Genomic DNA, 16,807 nt, shown 5'->3' with positions numbered 1-16,807 from the left:
GACTCAGCTGCCGGCGTTCGTGCTCTCGAAGATCTTGTCGGCCGATGCCGCTACGAAGCCCGAGTAGAGCCGGCCATCCGGTTTCGGATAACGCAGGGCAAATTCGTAGAAACAACTGGGTATGGTTACCGTCTCGTCGGTAAAGGTAACCGGCACCCGGTCGGCCATGGTTGAGGACTGCTCCAGCAAGTCTTCCGGGGAGCCTTTTACTTCACCGCCGGATGAATTCACCGTATAGCCATGATCTTTCAGCAACTGATTGATTTCCGGAACCGAACCGAACTGTTCCAGATGGTTGATGCTGACCGTGAAATGGTTTGCGCGGTAGCCCCAGGCGGCCATCCAGGCGGCGTACTCGCTTTCCTTCATCAGCTGGCGGTAGGTGTCGTAGTCGACCGCCCAATGGCGACCCGAATAGAGAAAATCATCGGCAGTAACCGCCTCCGGCTTTACCTGGCCGACAAGACTTTTAACCACCGATTGCAGCTCTTGTGAGCATTGCTCGACAAGCAGCTCGGAAATAAACACCTTGGGCAGTTCCCGGGAGGGGTGCTCATAGTGGCGGGCATAAAGCTTTTTGGCCTCGAAGTGGTATTCGCCACCTTCTTCATAGCCGAGGCTGAGAAAATGCTCTGCCAGAGCGTCCAGCCGAACAGGGTCCAGGTTGAAGGTGCGAAGCGCAATGTGGTCGTTGACGATGGCCTGCCCCTCTTCGGCGCCCAGGATTTTATGTATGCGATCGGCCGAAGGGGTTACCTGGCGGTACGACTCCCAGAGTCTCGCAAACAGGGTGTCCGGATCAGTGTGCATAGCGAATCTCCTCAGTAACCGGTTTTTGGCAGGGCTGTTGACGCCCCTGTGACTCTTCCCTGGACTGGCTCAGTGGCAGATAGCAGGCCTGGCTATATCCGCCAAGGTTCAGTTCGTTCGCCAGTTGCTCTGGCACTGACAGGCTATTGGCATCGGGGTTCGGCAGGACCTGCTCGGTTACCGTAGCCCTGAAGCCTGAACAGCCAGCATTGGCAACTATAGCGGATCCAACGGTGTTTCCAGCAATATTCCAGGAACTCCGGTTGCCTTTCTGTAGCCTTGCGCGGGTAAGAAGGGTATTGCGCACGCTGGCGATGTCCGATCTGGCGCACTCCAGTGTTGGCCCTCCATCCAGAAGATCCACGAAGCCCCGGTGGCGAAAACCTTCGCGCTCCAGCATGTGTCGGGCAGGGCGCGTATCTTCATGGACCTGGCCGATAACCGCCCTGGCTGCATCGGTCATCTGCCGGGTGAACAATGGCGTTGCGGGGATAAAGCGTTCAACAAAACCGCTCTGGCCACAGCAGGCCAGCTGTGTGGCAGACATGAAATCAAGATCTGCTGCGTGATGTTTGAGCCAGTCCCAGAACGGGGATCGGCCGGCATGGTCTGAAACGCCGCGCATTTCTGCAATAACGGTGTCCGCAAAACGCTCCGGGTGCAGTGCCATGAACAGAAATCGAACCCGTGACAGGAGCTTGCCCGCATTGGCCCGGCGAAATCCGGGCCGAAGATACAGCGAGCATACCTCGGTGCAACCGGTGTAATGCTGGCATCGGGTAAGGCTTTCCTCGGCGTGACGTTTCCGGGGATCTTCCTCGTGATGGATAACCGCGTTACGGCGGAAATGCACGAGCGGGCGGGATAAGCCAGCAGCAGCTTCTATGCCGGTGGTCCCCATAATCTGGCCGGTCGCACTGTCTTCAAGCACAAAAAGATAATGCTCATCGCCGGGAGTGGTCACAGTCCGTGCAAAGCTCTCAACCGAATGATCGATCTTGCGGCTCAGGGCATCGCGATCCGGCATCAGCGAGGTGAAGCCGGGGCCGGATTCCACTGCGATCTGCATCAGGGCGTCAAGATCTTTGGAGGTAATCGGTCGAATTATCATGGCGATCTTCCTGGGCATTGTTTTGGGCCCAGTATGAAAGCCGTCAGCGCCATAATGCAGCTGCAGAATGATCGAAATGATCTACAATAGATGCAAATTGTAAAGTAGGTTCGGCAATATGATCAGTTCACGGGACCAGAAACTGCTAATGCTGCTGCGGCAGAATGCTCGGGCCAGTGTCACCGAGCTCGCCAAAGCCATGCATGTGTCGCGGTCGACGGTGCAGAACCGTATCGCGCGTCTGGAGGCCAGCGGTGTCATCCGTGGTTACTCGGTTCAGTTGGGGGGTGAGTTTTCGGCGAGCCAGGTGGAGGCTCACGTATCGATCAAGGTGTTCCAGAAGCTCACCGGCAGAACCAATGCTGCTCTGGAGCAAATCAGCCAGGTATCGCAGCTGTTTTCCGTCAGTGGGGAGTACGACCTAATTGCCATTGTTCAAGCTCAGTCCCTGGAGGAACTGAGCGCCGTACTGGATGACATTGGCAACCTTGAGGGAGTTGAGAGGACCAACTCTGCCGTTGTCCTCGAAACCCGGTTTCGGCGTTAAAACGGTTTTCCCGGGTCAGGTGCCCAGCATGCCCGCATAGGCGCTGTAGAAAAAGGCACCGGAACCCAGAAGAATGATGCCCCAGGCCGGAAAGATTAAAAACGAACGTTTTGGTTTGCTCATGGCTACATCCAATTTGCTCGAAAAGGAGGGTGTACACCCTTCACACTAGCTCAAACTTGACAAATGTTACGAAAAATTTTGAGTAACAGTTCTCGGGCGAGGATTAATTTGCCAATGGCGCGGGCACTAATTGCTATTGAGCGGGTCTGAAATGACGCTAGTATGAATCGCAATGGCATGACCTAAACACGAAGGACAATAACAAAAAGGAGCCGTTTATGGCGGTAGACCCCCGGAAGCAGACCTCACTCCATTGCCTGTATTACTGGGCAGAGGAAACCCCCGACAACGTTTACCTTACTCAGCCTTACCCGGATGGCCGGGTGGAAGATATTACCTGGAGAGAAGCAGCCGATCAGGTATCCCGCATGGCGGCTTACCTGGACAGCCTGAAGCTTCCGGAACCCAGCAATATCAGTATCCTCGGAAAAAACAGCGCGCACTGGATCCTGGCCGATCTGGCGATCTGGGCGGCAGGCCATGTTTCGGTGCCACTTTATCCCACCCTCAACGGAGATACTGCTGCCTACGTTCTCGAGCACAGTGAGGCAAAGCTCCTGTTCCTCGGAAAACTGGACGGGACCGCAGACGGCTGGAATGACATCAAGAACCACATTCCGGCAGACTTGCCGCTCATTTCCCTGCCCCTGTCGCCACGGGATGATACGCCCAAGTGGTCGGAGATTGTGGCCGAACAGTCGCCTGCGCAGCCCAAGCTGCCGGATCCGGATAACCTGGCCACGATTGTCTATACCTCCGGCAGCACCGGCCGCCCCAAGGGCGTCATGCACAGCTTCCGGACCATGATTTCAGTAGCTGATGGCCTGCAGCAGCTGTTCCCGGTTTCCTCTGACGAGCGCATGCTTTCTTACCTGCCCCTGGCTCACGTGGCTGAGCGGGCAGCTGTCGAAACGCAGTCCCTCTACTATGGCTTTCATCTCTATTTTGCGAATTCCCTGGATACCTTCCAGGAGGACCTGCAGCGGGCAAGGCCGACGCTGTTTTTCTCGGTCCCGCGCCTGTGGATGAAGTTCTATCTTGGTGTAAACGCCAAACTGCCGCCCAAAAAGCAGAAGCTGCTCTTCAGTCTCCCCATTATCAGCGGCCTTGTGAAGAAGAAGGTCTTGAAACAGCTGGGGCTGGATTATTGTCGGGCAGCCCTGACCGGCGCAGCGCCGCTGTCAGCGGACATCGTTAACTGGTATCGCAACCTTGGGCTCGAGCTGCTGGAAGTGTACGGGATGTCGGAAAACTTCGGCTATTCCCACGCCAACCGACCAGGCCAGGCTCGCGCCGGTTCGGTAGGTATGGCGAATCCAGGGGTTGAGCACCGCATCGGAGAGGGCGGAGAAGTCCAGGTTAAAAGCCCGGGCCAGATGCTGGGTTACTACAAGAATGAGGAGAAAACCAAGGAGGACCTCACCGAGGATGGCTTCCTGAAAACCGGAGATATGGGCGAGATCGATCGGGACGGCACCCTCCGTATCACAGGCCGGGTAAAGGATTTGTTCAAAACCTCCAAAGGCAAATACGTGGTGCCGGTGCCCATCGAAAACCGGTTTAATCATCCAAAGGCCGAAGTGGTCTGTGTGGCCGGTGCCAACCAGCCGCAGCCTTGCCTGATGGTCCTGCTGTCGGAAGAGGCCAGGGATGAACTGGAGACCGGAATGGATCGCGGTGAGCTCGAGCAGGAACTTGCGGCCGAACTGGAGGCGGTGAACGCGGAGTGCGAGTCCCACGAGAAGGTAGCTTTTGTCGTGGTGGTTCGGGAGCCCTGGACTATGGAAAACGGCATGCTGACGCCGACCATGAAGATCAAGCGGAATGTGATAGAAGATTTCTACAACCAGAAGATGGACGACTGGTTCAGCCAGAAGAAAAAAGTCGTCTGGGAATTCTGATCCGCTAACGTAAAACGCCGTTGGTTCCCTGGGAGCCAACGGCGTTTTCAAATCCTTATGTTCTTTCTGTTCTCAGCCTGAGCGATCTCCCCGCTCATGCCAGATTCGGCTGCCGTTTTAGTGGCCGCCCTGCATCTGGCTCATGTCCGGAGCAACGTTTGCTGCTTTCCGGTTGAAGCTCCGCATCTTGCGACTGAAAAACTGTACCGCCTGCTTTGCCGCAGCACGGGTATACTGGCGCCTGACCTCAGCACTGTTGTGGAGGATACTGGACGGCAGCGGGTTTACGGTTGCGATATGGTTCTGAGTCATAGCGCCTTCCTCCTTTTTAATGAGTGTATTGATTTTGGTAGGTAGGTTAGTTAGGGATCTACCTTTAATTTAAAAGCGATTCTAAGGGTTCTTATTTGCAGTTTGAATACGTTAAAATCCGTACTCACGTTGCAAATATGCAGTAACTATGGATTGGGATTATCTTCGATATATACGGGCGCTGGCAATAGGCGGAACGCTAGCCAAGGCCGGCGAATTACTGGGTGTGCACCAAACCACAGTTTTACGGCGACTCGACCAGATGGAAGAGTCGATGGGTGTACAGTTTTTTGAACGCAGCCGGGATGGACTTCAGCTCACTCCCGTGGGGGAGACCGCGTTCCGGGAGGCGGATCGGCTGGCCATCGAGATGGAAAATCTCGAGCGCAAACTGGTCGGGCAGGATTCGGCGCCGGTGGGGAAAGTCAGGCTGGCGGCTGAAGACGCAATGATGAGCGCGCTGCTCAGCCCGATCCTGGCCGAGCTGGTTCGGGAGTTCCCGGATATCGAGCTGGAGACGCTTACTGATAACGATGTGGCGAACCTCAGCCATCGGGAAGCGGATCTCACCTTGCGGCCCGAGAACAAGCCGCAGGCAACTCTGGAAGGCGAGCGAATCGCCTCCATCGAATCCGCCGTTTACGGGGCGGCCCGCTATTGCCGGCGGCATCGTGACATGGATGTGGAAAACCGTCCGGAAGGTTGCCTCTGGATCATACCGGATGAAACCTTCAGCCATCTGGCGACGGGCCGGTGGTACAGAAAACAGTTGAAGAACGTTACCTCTTTCATTCGCTGCAACAGCCTGCAATCCATGCACGCGCTGGCGAAAGCCGGCGCCGGCCTGGCGGTTTTGCCCTGCTACCTGGGGGAGAGCACTCGTGAACTCCGCCGCCTGTCGGACCCGCTGGAGGGTGAGAGCGTGGATCTCTGGCTGCATGTAAACCAGGATACCCAGCAAATGGCCCGGGTCCGTATCGTTATGGAGTATCTGGTGGAACGCCTGCAGTCGCTGGAGTCCCAGATGGAGATTTCTTCCGCTTTCTGACGAGCGTCAGCCGCAGAACGGCCAGAACTGGTACCAGCGCCAGCACTGGAATTCCTGCTCGCAGGTTTTCAGCTGATTGTCGTATCGGAAAGCCCGGGTCTGTACCCGGGCGGCCAGATCCATCACGTCCGGTTTCTCTTCGAAGCTTCTGCGGGCATATCCGCCCCGGCCTTCGTGGTAGGCAAGGTACAGCTTTCTGGGGGCCGAGAAGGGAATGCCAAGCTGCCGGTGGCTTAGCTGGTTGTACCAGCCCACGAAATCCAGCGCGTGTTCCATGTCGGTGCGAACGGTGAACCAGCCTTCGCCATTGGCCTGCAGGTATTCCCGCCAGGCCGGGTCGAGGGCCTGGGCATAACCGTATGCGGTTGTGGGCCTGGTCCAGGGAATAAAGCCCCAGAGCAGTGTGCGTGGTGGACGCGCATGGCTGCGGAATGACGACTCGTAATAGACAAACGCTAACTGGGTGGCGATGGGTGTGCCCCAGCGTTGCCTGGAGTCGTTGGCGTAGTCATACCACACCGGGTGTTCCCGGAAGATTTCACAGATGTTCTCCGGGTTTGCCGGAGGATCCGGTGCCAACAGGCTGAAGCGGAGCGTTGCCCAGAGACCCATCAGCAGCCCCAGCATTGGAAGCCCATACCATCTTGCCCGGCTTTTCCAGGTTTCCAGAGCCAGTTGCCGACTTTTGGTCTTGCGGGTACGTTTCTTTCGCATTCCTACCAAACCGTCATCTCCAGGGCCGCGGGATTGCTTGCTGCCTGCCTCGAACCCATGGCATAAGGGAATCAATGATTCACTCGGGATGATAGGTAAATGACGCGATTTCCCATAATTAAACCTCTTTTAATCACAGCACTTCTTGTTACTGGTACTGCCCAGGCAGCGCCGGATGCCCGCCAGGTGCTGGAAGTATCGCCTGTTGACGATATCGTGGCCCGTTACCCGGCCATGATGAGCCAGGGAATCCGGGAAGGACTCAAACAGAATGGTCAGCTTCCTCCAATGATGGCCAATACCATCGGGAACATCGTGAGCAGCGGTTTCAATTCCGTGGATATCGAGCAGCAGATCATTAACGATCTGCAAGCCAAACTCACGGATTCGCAGCTCCAGGCAGTCCATGACTGGTACGAAACCCCTGTGGCCAGAAAGATTTCTTCGGCCGAGATTGCAGCTTCGGAACCCTCGGCCTGGCCGAAAATCCAGTCCAGTGCCATGGAATTGAACAGCCGGTACAAGGGCACGCGCAAAGCGGAAATGTTCGATCGGTTTGATCGGGCTGCGCGGGCCACAGAAAGCGCGGTGGATACAACGATCGCAGTGCAGCTCGGCCTGGCAACGGCAATGGCGGCGTTCAGCAGTGATTCGGCCAATTACGAGCAGCTGCGCCAACGCATTGAAAGCCAGCGCAGCATGCTCAGGGGCGTGGTGGGTCAGCAGGTTTACGACAGCTATCTGTATACCTACCAGAACATCGGTGGCCAGGAGATGGATCTCTACCTGGAGTTCCTGGAGAGCTCTGCCGGCTCGGCTTTCTCGAAAGTTGTAACCAACAGCATCCAGCAGGCGATTACCGAGCCGGTGGAAAGCATAGGCAAGCAGATGTCGCGGTTCCTCAGTCCGGAATCACCAGGCGGTCAGTGAATCCCCTCGGTTGCCGTTCTGAGTCAATGTGATGCTGGAATAATTTCTTGCTCGGGGTTTGTGCAAAGCCAGAATAGGGTCCAATCTCCCTAGTATTTGCGAGTGAGGAGTGTCGTTATGGATTTCAATGCCTATCAGAAAGCCTTGTCCTCACAACTGAGGGGGCTGGAGTGTCCGTTTCCGGAGCAGGAGTTCGACGAGCGACTTGCTCGTGTCCGGGATGGGATGGCTCGGGAGGATTTTGGCGCCCTGCTGTTGACCGATCCTTCGGATATTTTCTACCTGACCGGTTATAGCACCTTTGAAGTATCCGTTCACGTGGCCCTGGTGGTTACCCAGGAGGACCTGCTTTTGCAGGTGCCGTCTATCGAGATGGGGCCTGCGATGATGACAACCCGGGTCGCCCGGGTCAGCGGATACCGGTGGGAAGGCATCGGCGAGGTATTGGAACCACTGGTTCAGGCCCTGAACGACGGCGTGGAGACCGTGGGTATTGATGCCTGGCATGGCTCTCTGCGCCAGGGCGTGCTGGAAGGCCTGCAAGCTCGGATGCCCGGAGTAAGATTTCTGAATAACGGCGGTCTGTTGAAGCAGATCCGGATCGTCAAGTCCGATGCCGAAATCCGTTGCCTGCGTGAAAGCGCCCGGATAACAGCCGAAGGTTTCAGGGCGGCCGTGGCCGCGGTCCAGCCGGGCGTCACTGATAATGACATAGCCGCCGAAGGCGCGAGGGCGCTGCTGGCGGCCGGCAGTGAATTCATGAGCATGCAGCCAATTGTTGTTACCGGCCGTCGCAGCAGCGTGATCCACTGCAATCACAAACGTACGGTGGTGCAGAAAGGCGATCCTGTTTTTCTGGAATTCGGCTCGGCCTGGAACCGCTACACCGCACCCATGATGCAGACCGTGGTTGCTGGTGGCGACCCATCGACTGAAATGCGTCGGGTCCATGACGGCTGCCGTCGGATTGTGGACACCCTGCTGACGTCGATCTGCCCGGGAGTTACTTTCGACCAGGCTGCCCAGAACGCTGAGAAGGCGCTCCAGCCATTGGCCGGAAAGGTATTTTTCTCCGGGGTATTTGGCTACACGGTGGGCGCCCAGTTCCCGCCATCCTGGGTTGAGGGCTCGGGGTTCATCGCCAGGGGTGGCAATGTGGAATTTCGACCGGGCATGGTTTTCCACCTGCCCATCTGTTTGCGTATTCCCGGGCAATGGGGCATTGGGTGTAGCGAAACGATTCTGGTCACCGACGCTGGCGCCGAACCGATAACCGATAATCCCTGGACGCTCGGTTAGTCCAGTCTCAGATCCAACAGACAAACAGTGCGTGGCTCGGGCAGGCGAACCGCAAAAAGCCCCATTCTTCTGACTTGGGACATATCCATGGACCGGCCATCGGGAGCGTTTTCGATGTCGGCCAGTTTCAGGGTGAAGGTATTGGAACCAGGACCCAGTGTCAGGCGGGTGTTGTAGCGGTCGTTGTAGGCATGATCGCTGCGGTCATGGGCTACGTCATTGATTCGAAGCGTCAGCGTCAGGGGAGCGGTTGAGGGATTGAACAGGGTGATGCTCAGTGTTTCGTAATCATGCCAATCGGCCGGGAGATTGTTGAGTGAGACCCCCGAGTAGGTTTCAGTGCCCAGATCAAGTTTCAGGCTCTGCGCATTATTCAGCGAGTGGTCGGCAGAGACCGTGAGCCTGCCGGTCCAGAATGCGCCGGGATCCTGATGGGTGAAATCGTATAGCAGAGGAAGTTGTTGGTGTACCTGCCATTGCCGGGCAGCCACCATGCCGGTAGCTCCCAGCTCAAGACACAGTAGCAGCGCAACGGATGCGGCCACCAGGCCTTCGCCGAGAGAGTTTCGCCGCTCTGATGTAAGCAAGGGGCGCCATGCGATAACCAGCCAACTGCCAATCAGGTTGCGCAGGAGGTCCCGCCCATCCATGTCGCGATTGTGTCCGCCCTGGATCAACTCGATACCAATTCCGAGCACCAGCAAGACGACGGTAACCGCGAGCCATAGACGCCAGCCACTTAGCCACTGCCAGGGTCTGACCGCCAGAGTGAGTAGTGCAAACAGAAGGATGTGGCCAAGGTTCCAGGCCGATTTGAGAAGTGGCCCCGAGGCCCAGTCAGGCCCGCCGACAAACAGAAAAGGCGCGATGAGCAGAGAAGCGGCACCGGCCAGCAGCGGTAGCCGCCGGCCAGTGGTTTGCAGTCCCGGTATGGAACCAGGAATCATTAGCTGCGGCTGGTCACTTCCAGCAGGTGATAACCAAACTGGGTCTTGACCGGACCGATAACGGTGTTCACTTCACCGTTGAAAACCGCTTTGTCGAACTCGGGAACCATCTGGCCCGGGCCAAAGGAGCCAAGATCTCCGCCGTTGCGACCGGAGGGGCAGGAGGAGTGCTGCTTTGCCACTTCGGCAAAGTCCTGTCCGCCTTCAATCGCCTTTTTCAGTTCTTCGCATTTCGCTTCGCTGTCTACCAGAATGTGACGCGCTGTAGCCTGTGCCATGATCAATGTCCTTGTGTCGGATGAATGTATACATCAGAACCGGAATGCTGCCCGCAGAGCTCGTCAGAGGCAAGCCCTTTTTATCCGTGTTTCTGCGGCCTCACAGTCCACCGGGCAAACCTGTACAATGCCGGCTTTCTTTTCGCCGGCGCATGCCCGGCCCCACATCGACAGGTTTGTTTCTTGATCTCCACCGCCAATATCACCATGCAATTCGGGGCTAAACCCCTGTTTGAAAACGTCTCCGCCAAATTTGGTAACGGTAATCGCTATGGCCTGATCGGGGCCAATGGCTGTGGCAAGTCCACACTGATGAAAATCCTGGGTGGCGATCTCGAGCCCTCCGCCGGCCAGGTCATGCTGGAGCCCAATGTCCGTCTGGGTAAACTGCGCCAGGACCAGTTTGCCTATGAGGATTGCTCGGTGATCGATACCGTGATCATGGGCCATGAGGAACTCTGGAACGTCAAGAAAGAGCGTGATCGGATCTATTCCCTGCCCGAGATGAGCGAAGAAGACGGGATGGCGGTCGCGGACCTGGAAGTCCAGTTCGCTGAAATGGACGGCTATACCGCCGATGCCCGCGCCGGCGAGCTGTTGCTTGGCCTGGATATTCCGCTGGAGCAACACAACGGCCCAATGAGCGCGCTGGCACCGGGCTGGAAGCTGCGGGTGTTGCTGGCCCAGGCGCTGTTCTCCGATCCTGATGTGTTGCTGTTGGACGAGCCCACCAACCACCTGGACATCAACACCATCCGCTGGCTGGAAAACATACTGGTGGCCCGCAACAGCACCATGATTATCATTTCCCACGACCGCCACTTCCTGAACAGCGTGTGCACCCACATGGCGGATCTGGACTATGGCGAACTGCGCCTGTTCCCGGGCAACTACGACGAATACATGACCGCCGCCACCCAGGCTCGCGAGCGTATGCTGTCGGACAACGCCAAGAAAAAGGCGCAGATTGCCGAACTGCAGCAGTTTGTCAGCCGCTTTTCGGCCAACGCCTCCAAGGCCAAGCAGGCTACCTCCCGTGCCCGCCAGATCGACAAGATCCAGCTGGAAGAGGTGAAGCCCTCAAGTCGGGTGAGCCCGTTTATCCGTTTTGAACAGGGCAAGAAACTTCACCGTCAGGCGGTGACTCTCAAGAACATGACCAAGGGCTTTGATGATAAGCCCCTGTTCAAGAATCTGAACCTGCAGGTCGAAGCCGGCGAACGAATCGCCATCATCGGTCCCAACGGCATCGGCAAAACCACGCTTCTGCAATGCATGTCAGGGGCCTACACGCCCGACAGTGGCGAGGTGAAGTGGACCGACAGCGCGGAAGTGGGCTACTTCGCCCAGGACCACACGGCGGACTTTGCCGAGGATGAAACCCTGACCGACTGGATGGCCCAGTGGACCAAGGGTGGCGAGCAGCTGGTGCGCGGCACCCTGGGCCGCATGCTGTTCTCCGGTGACGATATCGGGAAATCGGTGCGGGTGATCTCGGGCGGAGAGCAGGGCAGGATGCTGTTCGGCAAGCTGATTTTGCAGAAGCCCAATGTGATGCTGATGGATGAGCCCACGAACCACCTGGATATGGAGTCCATCGAGGCATTGAACCTGGCGCTGGAGAACTATCCGGGTACACTGATTTTCGTCAGCCATGATCGGGAGTTTGTTTCTTCCCTTGCGACTCGAATTATTGAGCTTAAGGCTGATGGGGTGACTGATTTCAGTGGCTCTTATGATGATTATCTTCGGAGCCAGGGGTACTTCTAAGGCTCAGGGTTGGGTGCAGGCGGTCATGTGGGACTGGCTTTCCAAAACACGCTCCTTGCGGCCCATCCATGGGGCGCTTGGGCTCCGCCATCCCTGGCTCCGCACAGTTTTGGAAAGCCAGTCCCACACGCCCGCTCTTACCTGTGAGTGAGCCTCAAACAAAACAACGGATACGGAAAAATGGGCGAGACTGAAGTCATTAGTGCTACCCGCAAATGGGTTGAAGACGTCGTGGTCGGCTACAACTTGTGCCCGTTCGCCAAACGGGAACTGGTGCGGAACCGGGTACGGTTTGTGGTTTCTGAAGCCGAAACGGAAGACGAGCTGCTGCAGGCCCTGCACTCGGAGCTTCAACGACTTGAAGACGAGCCGGAGATTGAAACCACGCTTTTGATCCATCCGGGTGTATTGCAGGACTTCGGGCCCTACAATGAATTCCTTGATGCGGCTGATGGTTTGCTGGCGTATCTGGATATGGAAGGCGTTTACCAAATCGCCAGTTTCCACCCGGATTACCGGTTTGCGGGCACCGAGCCCGATGCGGCGGAGAACTACACCAATCGTTCGCCATTTCCCATGCTGCACCTCTTGCGGGAAGCCAGTCTGGAAGCGGCCATTGACAGTTATCCTGATGTGGATGGGATCCCGCAGAGAAACATTGAACTGATGAACGAGCTGGGCTCGGAGAAGATGCGGAGTATTCTGCGTTCCTGTCTTGATGAATCCACTCGCAAGGTCTGAACAGATGGGACTGCTTTTCGAACAGATTGACAGCCAGCCTTCGGTGATTGGTGAGATCACGCTTCGCAGACGCCGGATTCCGGCGATTGGCGACAGGGATATCTACGAGGTGAAGCTGGGCGAGGAATTCCTGATGTCCAGCATGTTCGTGGATGCCGAAGTGGCTCTCTCTGATATCGGGCTGGGCGAAACCGAGGGCGATGATCTCCGGGTAGTTGTTGGTGGCCTGGGCCTGGGTTACACCGCGGTGGCGGCGCTCAGGCACGAGCGTGTTGCCGAACTGCTGGTGGTTGAGTATCTGAAACCCGTTATCGGATGGCATCAGCAGGAGCTGGTGCCTCTTGGTAAAGATCTGAATGCCGATCCCCGGAACCGCTACGTCCATGGCAGTTTCTTCGACCTGGCAATTGCCGATCCGGCAGAGGGTGGTTTCGATCCGAAGAACCCCGGCAAGCCATTCGATGCCATTCTTCTGGATATCGACCATTCCCCCCGGGTGCTGCTGCACGATTCCAGTGCCAGCTTCTACACCGCCAACAACCTGCGGCTGATGGCGCGGCAACTGAAGCCCCGAGGGGTGTTTGCCATGTGGTCGAACGAGGGCGAAGATGACGAGTTCATGGCCGTTCTCAACAAGGTGTTCACCGATGTGGCCTGCCATGTCGTATCCTTCTTCAATCCATTTCAGAACAGGGAATCGTTCAACACCGTGTATGTGGCCCGTAAGCCGGGCTGAGAAACCGGAGCCTGTATGTCTTTAACCACGCACCGCAGCCGACCTTTCAGCTCCAGCCAGCGCCTGCCCGAGCCGGAGCAGCCGCCGGTGTTGCATGAGCCGGAGGAGGCCGGGGCGTTGCTGGCGGAGTTTATCCAGCGCCATCCTCGCTTGCTGATCCTGACTGGCGCAGGGGTCAGTACCGATTCGGGCATCCCGGACTACCGGGACGGCGATGGCGCCTGGAAGCGCAAGCAGCCGGTTCAGCACAAGGCGTTCATGGAAGACGTCTACACCCGCCAGCGCTACTGGGGCCGGAGCCTGATTGGCTGGCCGGTCATGCGTAATGCCAGGCCCAATCCTTCCCACCATTACATCTCTGACCTGGAACTGCTCAACCACAGCAGTCTGGTGGTTACCCAGAACGTGGATCGGTTGCACCAGAAGGCAGGCACCCGGGGGGTGACGGACCTGCACGGGCGGGCCGATCAGGTGGTGTGCATGAGTTGCGGCTACCGTTGCCCGCGGGATGAGGTGCACGACCGTTGCGCCGATCTGAACCCGGGGTTCCAGAAATACACCGCCGAGACAGCGCCGGATGGCGATGCCGATCTGGATGTGGATTTCGAGGATTTCCGGCTGGCGGATTGTCCGAAGTGCGAAGGGATTCTGAAGCCGGATGTGGTGTTCTTTGGTGACTATGTTCCAAAAGACCGGGTGTATTCGGCCCTGGATACGCTGAAGGCCAGTGATGGCCTCTTGGTAATCGGTTCGTCGTTGATGGTGTATTCCGGGTTCCGTTTCTGCCGGTACGCCAACGAATGGAACAAGCCCATTGCCACCCTGAACCTGGGGCGGACGCGGGCTGAAGATCTGGTAGATTTGAAGTTGAACGCGAGGATCGGGGAGACCCTGAAGGCCTCCCTCGATCAGCTTTAGCGGCGGCTTACATCAGGTTGTAGATAAACACCACTGCCACGGCAACCGGAGTGATGAAACGCACGGTGATCAGCCACAGGTTAAACATGGCCGGTGACAGTGCCAGTTCACGCTCCATGGCCTGACGTGACATCACCCAGCCCGCAAACAGGGCCACCAGCAGTCCGCCCAGGGGCAGCATTATGTTGGCGGTGAAGAAGTCCAGCAGGTCGAAAATGGTCTTGCCTTCCAGCATGGGGACAAAGCCAAGCGGTGCGAAGTCGGACCAGAGGTTCAGGGACAGAATCGAGGCAATGCCCAGTCCCCAGCAGACAAAACCGGCGCCCAGTGTGCTGACGGTGCGGTTCATGCCTTTACGCTCTTCCAGCCATTCCACAATCGGCTCCAGAAGCGAAATCCCCGACGTCCAGGCGGCAAAGATCAGAAGTACAAAGAACAGGGTGCCGAACAGGGAACCCATGGGCATCTGACCGAAGGCCAGCGGCAGGGTCTGGAAGATCAGCCCCGGCCCCGCTCCCGGCTCAAGGCCGTTCGCGAACACAATCGGGAAGATGGCCAGGCCTGCGAGCAGCGCCACGCCGGTGTCGATGACCGATACGCTGATCGAGGTCTTGGCAATGGAAATGTTCTTAGGCAGGTAAGAGCCATAAGCCATCATGACCGCCATACCAAGGCTCAGGGTGAAGAACGCGTGCCCCAGGGCTACCAGTATTCCGGATGTTGTGAGCTTGGAGAAATCGGGCTGGAACAGGAATGCGGCGGCTTGCCCGAAGTGCCCGGTTGTCATTGCATAGCCGACCACGATCAGCAGCAGTACGAACAGGGCCGGCATGAGAATGCTGACAGCCCGCTCAAGCCTCGAGCGAACGCCTCGCACTACCACAACCATCACCATAGCCATGAACAGGGTATGCCAGGCCAGCAGTTTGGTGGGATCGCTTAGAAGGCCCGAGAATATCGCGCCTACGGCATCGGCAGACTGCCCGGCAAGCTGGCCGCTGGCGGTTGTGCCTACGTAGGAAATGGCCCAGCCGCCGATGACCGAGTAGAACGACAGAATCAGAAAACCCGCCAGAATGCCGATGGCACCGACCAGCTTCCAGGCCGGCTTGAGTCGGTCATGCTCGGCGATCAGGCTCAGACTCTTGACGGGGCTCCTGCCACCGCGACGACCGATCATGACTTCCGCCATCATGATAGGAATCCCGACGACCGCGATGCACAGCAGATACACCAGCACGAAGGCGCCGCCACCGTTCTCACCGGTGACATAAGGAAATTTCCAGATATTGCCCAGGCCCACGGCAGAGCCGGTAGCGGCAAGAATAAAGGCCAGACGTGATGACCAGAGCCCGCGTTGGGCGTTTGAACCTTCAAGCGCCCCGGAATAAGCGGCGGAATCTGAAGAAGTGACGGACATAACTATCTCCCGGAGTATTTGTTTTTGTATCAGGGTTTAAGAGGGAAGCTGCAGCTATCCGCAGCTTCCTGGGGGTGCGCCGGTGTCAGCTCAGCCGGTGCGGGCCAACCGCTCGGACGCCTGTCCGGCTCCGGCGATGTGCTTTTTGAACCGTTCCTCGGCAAGCTCGTTGGCAATCTCCCCGGTGGGGCGACCCGAGCGGTCGGAACGGTTGAAGATTTCGGTCAGGGTATCGCCGATGGTATCGACGTGGGCGCGAACGGTTTCCGGTGTGGCGCCGGCGCGCTCGTAGAACACATCGATGATGCCGCCGGCATTGATGGCAAAGTCCGGTGCATAGAGAACGCCCCGGTCCCGCAGCATGGCATCGTGCTCAGGGTGTTCCAGCAGATTGTTGGCGGCGCCGGCGACGATCCGGGCCTTCAGTTGGGGAATGCTGTCATCGTTCAGTACTGCCCCCATGGCACAGGGCGCTACCACGTCCACAGGCAGTGACAATATGTCCTCGGCAGCCGCTGGCTTGGCTCCCAGCTGATCCACGGCCCGCCGCATATTGTCGTCATGGATGTCATAGACCCAGAGATCAGCGCCGGCGTCCTTCAGGTGTCTGGCCAACCGGAAACCGACATTACCGATGCCCTGAATGGCTACTTTCAAACCGTTGAGGTCGTCCCGCCCAAGTTTGTGTTTTACCGCTGCTTTGAGGCCGATAAAGGTGCCGTAGGCTGTCGCCGGTGACGGGTCGCCGTTGCTTGGGTTGCCGTCGAAGCCGGTGCGCGAGGCAATTCCCGCAACGTGGCTGGTGTGTCGGCCCATGACCTTGAGGTCGGGGACGCTGGTGCCCGAGTCTTCTGCCGCAATGTACTGCCCGCCAAGACTTTCCAGATGGCGGCCCATGGCCTCCATCATCGCTTCGGTTTTCTGTTTGCGCGGGTCGCCAATAATCACGGACTTGCCGCCACCCAGATCCAGGTTGGCGAGGGCCGATTTGTAGGTCATACCCCGCGAAAGCCGCAAGACATCGCGAACCGCCTCTTCATCGGAGGCATAGGGAAACATTCGGCAGCCTCCCAATGCGGGGCCGCGGGAAGTGTTATGTATGGCAACGATGGCCTTCAGGCCGGTTTCGGGATCGCAGAAAAAGGAAAGATGTTCGTGGTTATCGAACTCGGGATGGCTGAATAGCATTGTGAAATCCTCTC

The 16,807-nt window shown here is 57.6% G+C and carries 17 protein-coding genes; 9 read left to right on the top strand and 8 right to left on the bottom strand.

Annotated features, from left to right (window positions below; all coding sequences use genetic code 11):
- Window positions 1-3 precede the first annotated feature (3 nt).
- Both AC5JQH_RS04305 and AC5JQH_RS04300 read right to left on the bottom strand, forming a co-directional pair.
- Window positions 4-810 carry a DUF1338 domain-containing protein gene (locus AC5JQH_RS04305; protein WP_421864906.1) on the bottom strand — a complete coding sequence of 269 codons (807 nt, stop codon included), beginning with the start codon at window positions 808-810 and terminating at the stop codon, window positions 4-6.
- Window positions 800-1,921: an arginine N-succinyltransferase gene (locus AC5JQH_RS04300; protein WP_421864903.1), complete on the bottom strand. Its 1,122-nt coding sequence runs from the start codon at window positions 1,919-1,921 to the stop codon at window positions 800-802. The genes AC5JQH_RS04305 and AC5JQH_RS04300 overlap by 11 nt, the downstream gene beginning before the upstream one ends.
- A gap of 118 nt (window positions 1,922-2,039) precedes the next feature.
- On the opposite strand from AC5JQH_RS04300, the gene AC5JQH_RS04295 reads away from it, so the two are divergent.
- A complete protein-coding gene (locus AC5JQH_RS04295) occupies window positions 2,040-2,468 on the top strand; it encodes an Lrp/AsnC family transcriptional regulator (protein ID WP_014577916.1) in 429 nt (142 codons plus the stop codon).
- 341 nt (window positions 2,469-2,809) lie between these two features.
- The gene (locus tag AC5JQH_RS04290; RefSeq protein WP_008173905.1) at window positions 2,810-4,492 is read left to right on the top strand and encodes an AMP-binding protein; all 1,683 of its coding nucleotides are present in this window, start codon (window positions 2,810-2,812) and stop codon (window positions 4,490-4,492) included.
- Between the two features lie 117 nt (window positions 4,493-4,609).
- Here AC5JQH_RS04290 and AC5JQH_RS04285 read toward each other — a convergent pair whose 3' ends face one another.
- Window positions 4,610-4,804 carry a hypothetical protein gene (locus tag AC5JQH_RS04285; protein WP_039882018.1) on the bottom strand — a complete coding sequence of 65 codons (195 nt, stop codon included), beginning with the start codon at window positions 4,802-4,804 and terminating at the stop codon, window positions 4,610-4,612.
- 148 nt (window positions 4,805-4,952) lie between these two features.
- Here AC5JQH_RS04285 and AC5JQH_RS04280 point away from each other — a divergent pair, with 148 nt between their 5' ends.
- Window positions 4,953-5,852 (top strand): LysR family transcriptional regulator, encoded by a 900-nt coding sequence (locus AC5JQH_RS04280; protein ID WP_088556632.1) that lies wholly within the window; start codon window positions 4,953-4,955, stop codon window positions 5,850-5,852.
- A 6-nt stretch (window positions 5,853-5,858) separates the two neighbouring features.
- Here the strand turns inward: AC5JQH_RS04280 and AC5JQH_RS04275 are convergent, their stop codons facing one another.
- Window positions 5,859-6,566, bottom strand: coding sequence for a transglycosylase SLT domain-containing protein (locus tag AC5JQH_RS04275; RefSeq protein WP_008173907.1), 708 nt, complete (start codon window positions 6,564-6,566; stop codon window positions 5,859-5,861).
- Between the two features lie 99 nt (window positions 6,567-6,665).
- Here AC5JQH_RS04275 and AC5JQH_RS04270 point away from each other — a divergent pair, with 99 nt between their 5' ends.
- Both AC5JQH_RS04270 and AC5JQH_RS04265 read left to right on the top strand, forming a co-directional pair.
- Window positions 6,666-7,496 carry a DUF2059 domain-containing protein gene (locus tag AC5JQH_RS04270; protein ID WP_062781643.1) on the top strand — a complete coding sequence of 277 codons (831 nt, stop codon included), beginning with the start codon at window positions 6,666-6,668 and terminating at the stop codon, window positions 7,494-7,496.
- Window positions 7,497-7,613: 117 nt separating this feature from the next.
- Window positions 7,614-8,795, top strand: a complete 1,182-nt coding sequence (locus AC5JQH_RS04265) for a M24 family metallopeptidase (RefSeq protein ID WP_008173909.1) — start codon at window positions 7,614-7,616, stop codon at window positions 8,793-8,795.
- On the opposite strand, the gene AC5JQH_RS04260 is transcribed toward AC5JQH_RS04265, so the two are convergent.
- Complete coding sequence (locus tag AC5JQH_RS04260; RefSeq protein WP_405416792.1) at window positions 8,792-9,742, bottom strand: succinyl-CoA synthetase subunit beta; 951 nt, start codon at window positions 9,740-9,742, stop codon at window positions 8,792-8,794. The two genes, AC5JQH_RS04265 and AC5JQH_RS04260, sit on opposite strands and share 4 nt — an antisense overlap.
- Entirely contained in the window at window positions 9,742-10,020 is a 279-nt protein-coding gene (locus AC5JQH_RS04255; protein ID WP_088556638.1) for a peptidylprolyl isomerase, read from the bottom strand. The genes AC5JQH_RS04260 and AC5JQH_RS04255 overlap by 1 nt, the downstream gene beginning before the upstream one ends.
- Before the next feature lie 183 nt (window positions 10,021-10,203).
- Between AC5JQH_RS04255 and AC5JQH_RS04250 the strand changes: the two genes are divergently transcribed.
- From AC5JQH_RS04250 to AC5JQH_RS04235, 4 genes are all read left to right on the top strand, one after another.
- Window positions 10,204-11,790, top strand: a complete 1,587-nt coding sequence (locus AC5JQH_RS04250; protein WP_008173914.1) for an ABC-F family ATPase — start codon at window positions 10,204-10,206, stop codon at window positions 11,788-11,790.
- Between the two features lie 180 nt (window positions 11,791-11,970).
- Window positions 11,971-12,531 carry a DUF1415 domain-containing protein gene (locus AC5JQH_RS04245; RefSeq protein WP_288365120.1) on the top strand — a complete coding sequence of 187 codons (561 nt, stop codon included), beginning with the start codon at window positions 11,971-11,973 and terminating at the stop codon, window positions 12,529-12,531.
- Between the two features lie 4 nt (window positions 12,532-12,535).
- The gene (locus AC5JQH_RS04240; RefSeq protein ID WP_491713076.1) at window positions 12,536-13,267 is read left to right on the top strand and encodes a polyamine aminopropyltransferase; all 732 of its coding nucleotides are present in this window, start codon (window positions 12,536-12,538) and stop codon (window positions 13,265-13,267) included.
- 15 nt (window positions 13,268-13,282) lie between these two features.
- Window positions 13,283-14,185, top strand: coding sequence for an NAD-dependent protein deacetylase (locus AC5JQH_RS04235; protein ID WP_008173920.1), 903 nt, complete (start codon window positions 13,283-13,285; stop codon window positions 14,183-14,185).
- A gap of 7 nt (window positions 14,186-14,192) precedes the next feature.
- Here AC5JQH_RS04235 and AC5JQH_RS04230 read toward each other — a convergent pair whose 3' ends face one another.
- Both AC5JQH_RS04230 and AC5JQH_RS04225 read right to left on the bottom strand, forming a co-directional pair.
- Window positions 14,193-15,605 carry a sodium-dependent transporter gene (locus AC5JQH_RS04230; protein WP_493805328.1) on the bottom strand — a complete coding sequence of 471 codons (1,413 nt, stop codon included), beginning with the start codon at window positions 15,603-15,605 and terminating at the stop codon, window positions 14,193-14,195.
- A 90-nt stretch (window positions 15,606-15,695) separates the two neighbouring features.
- Window positions 15,696-16,793, bottom strand: a complete 1,098-nt coding sequence (locus AC5JQH_RS04225; protein WP_273069497.1) for a Glu/Leu/Phe/Val family dehydrogenase — start codon at window positions 16,791-16,793, stop codon at window positions 15,696-15,698.
- Between the last annotated feature and the right edge of the window lie 14 nt (window positions 16,794-16,807).

The sequence above is a fragment of the Marinobacter sp. H13 genome, from assembly GCF_059072335.1.
Note: the sequence above shows the minus strand (reverse complement) of the source record. Positions and strands in the feature narration are given on the sequence as shown.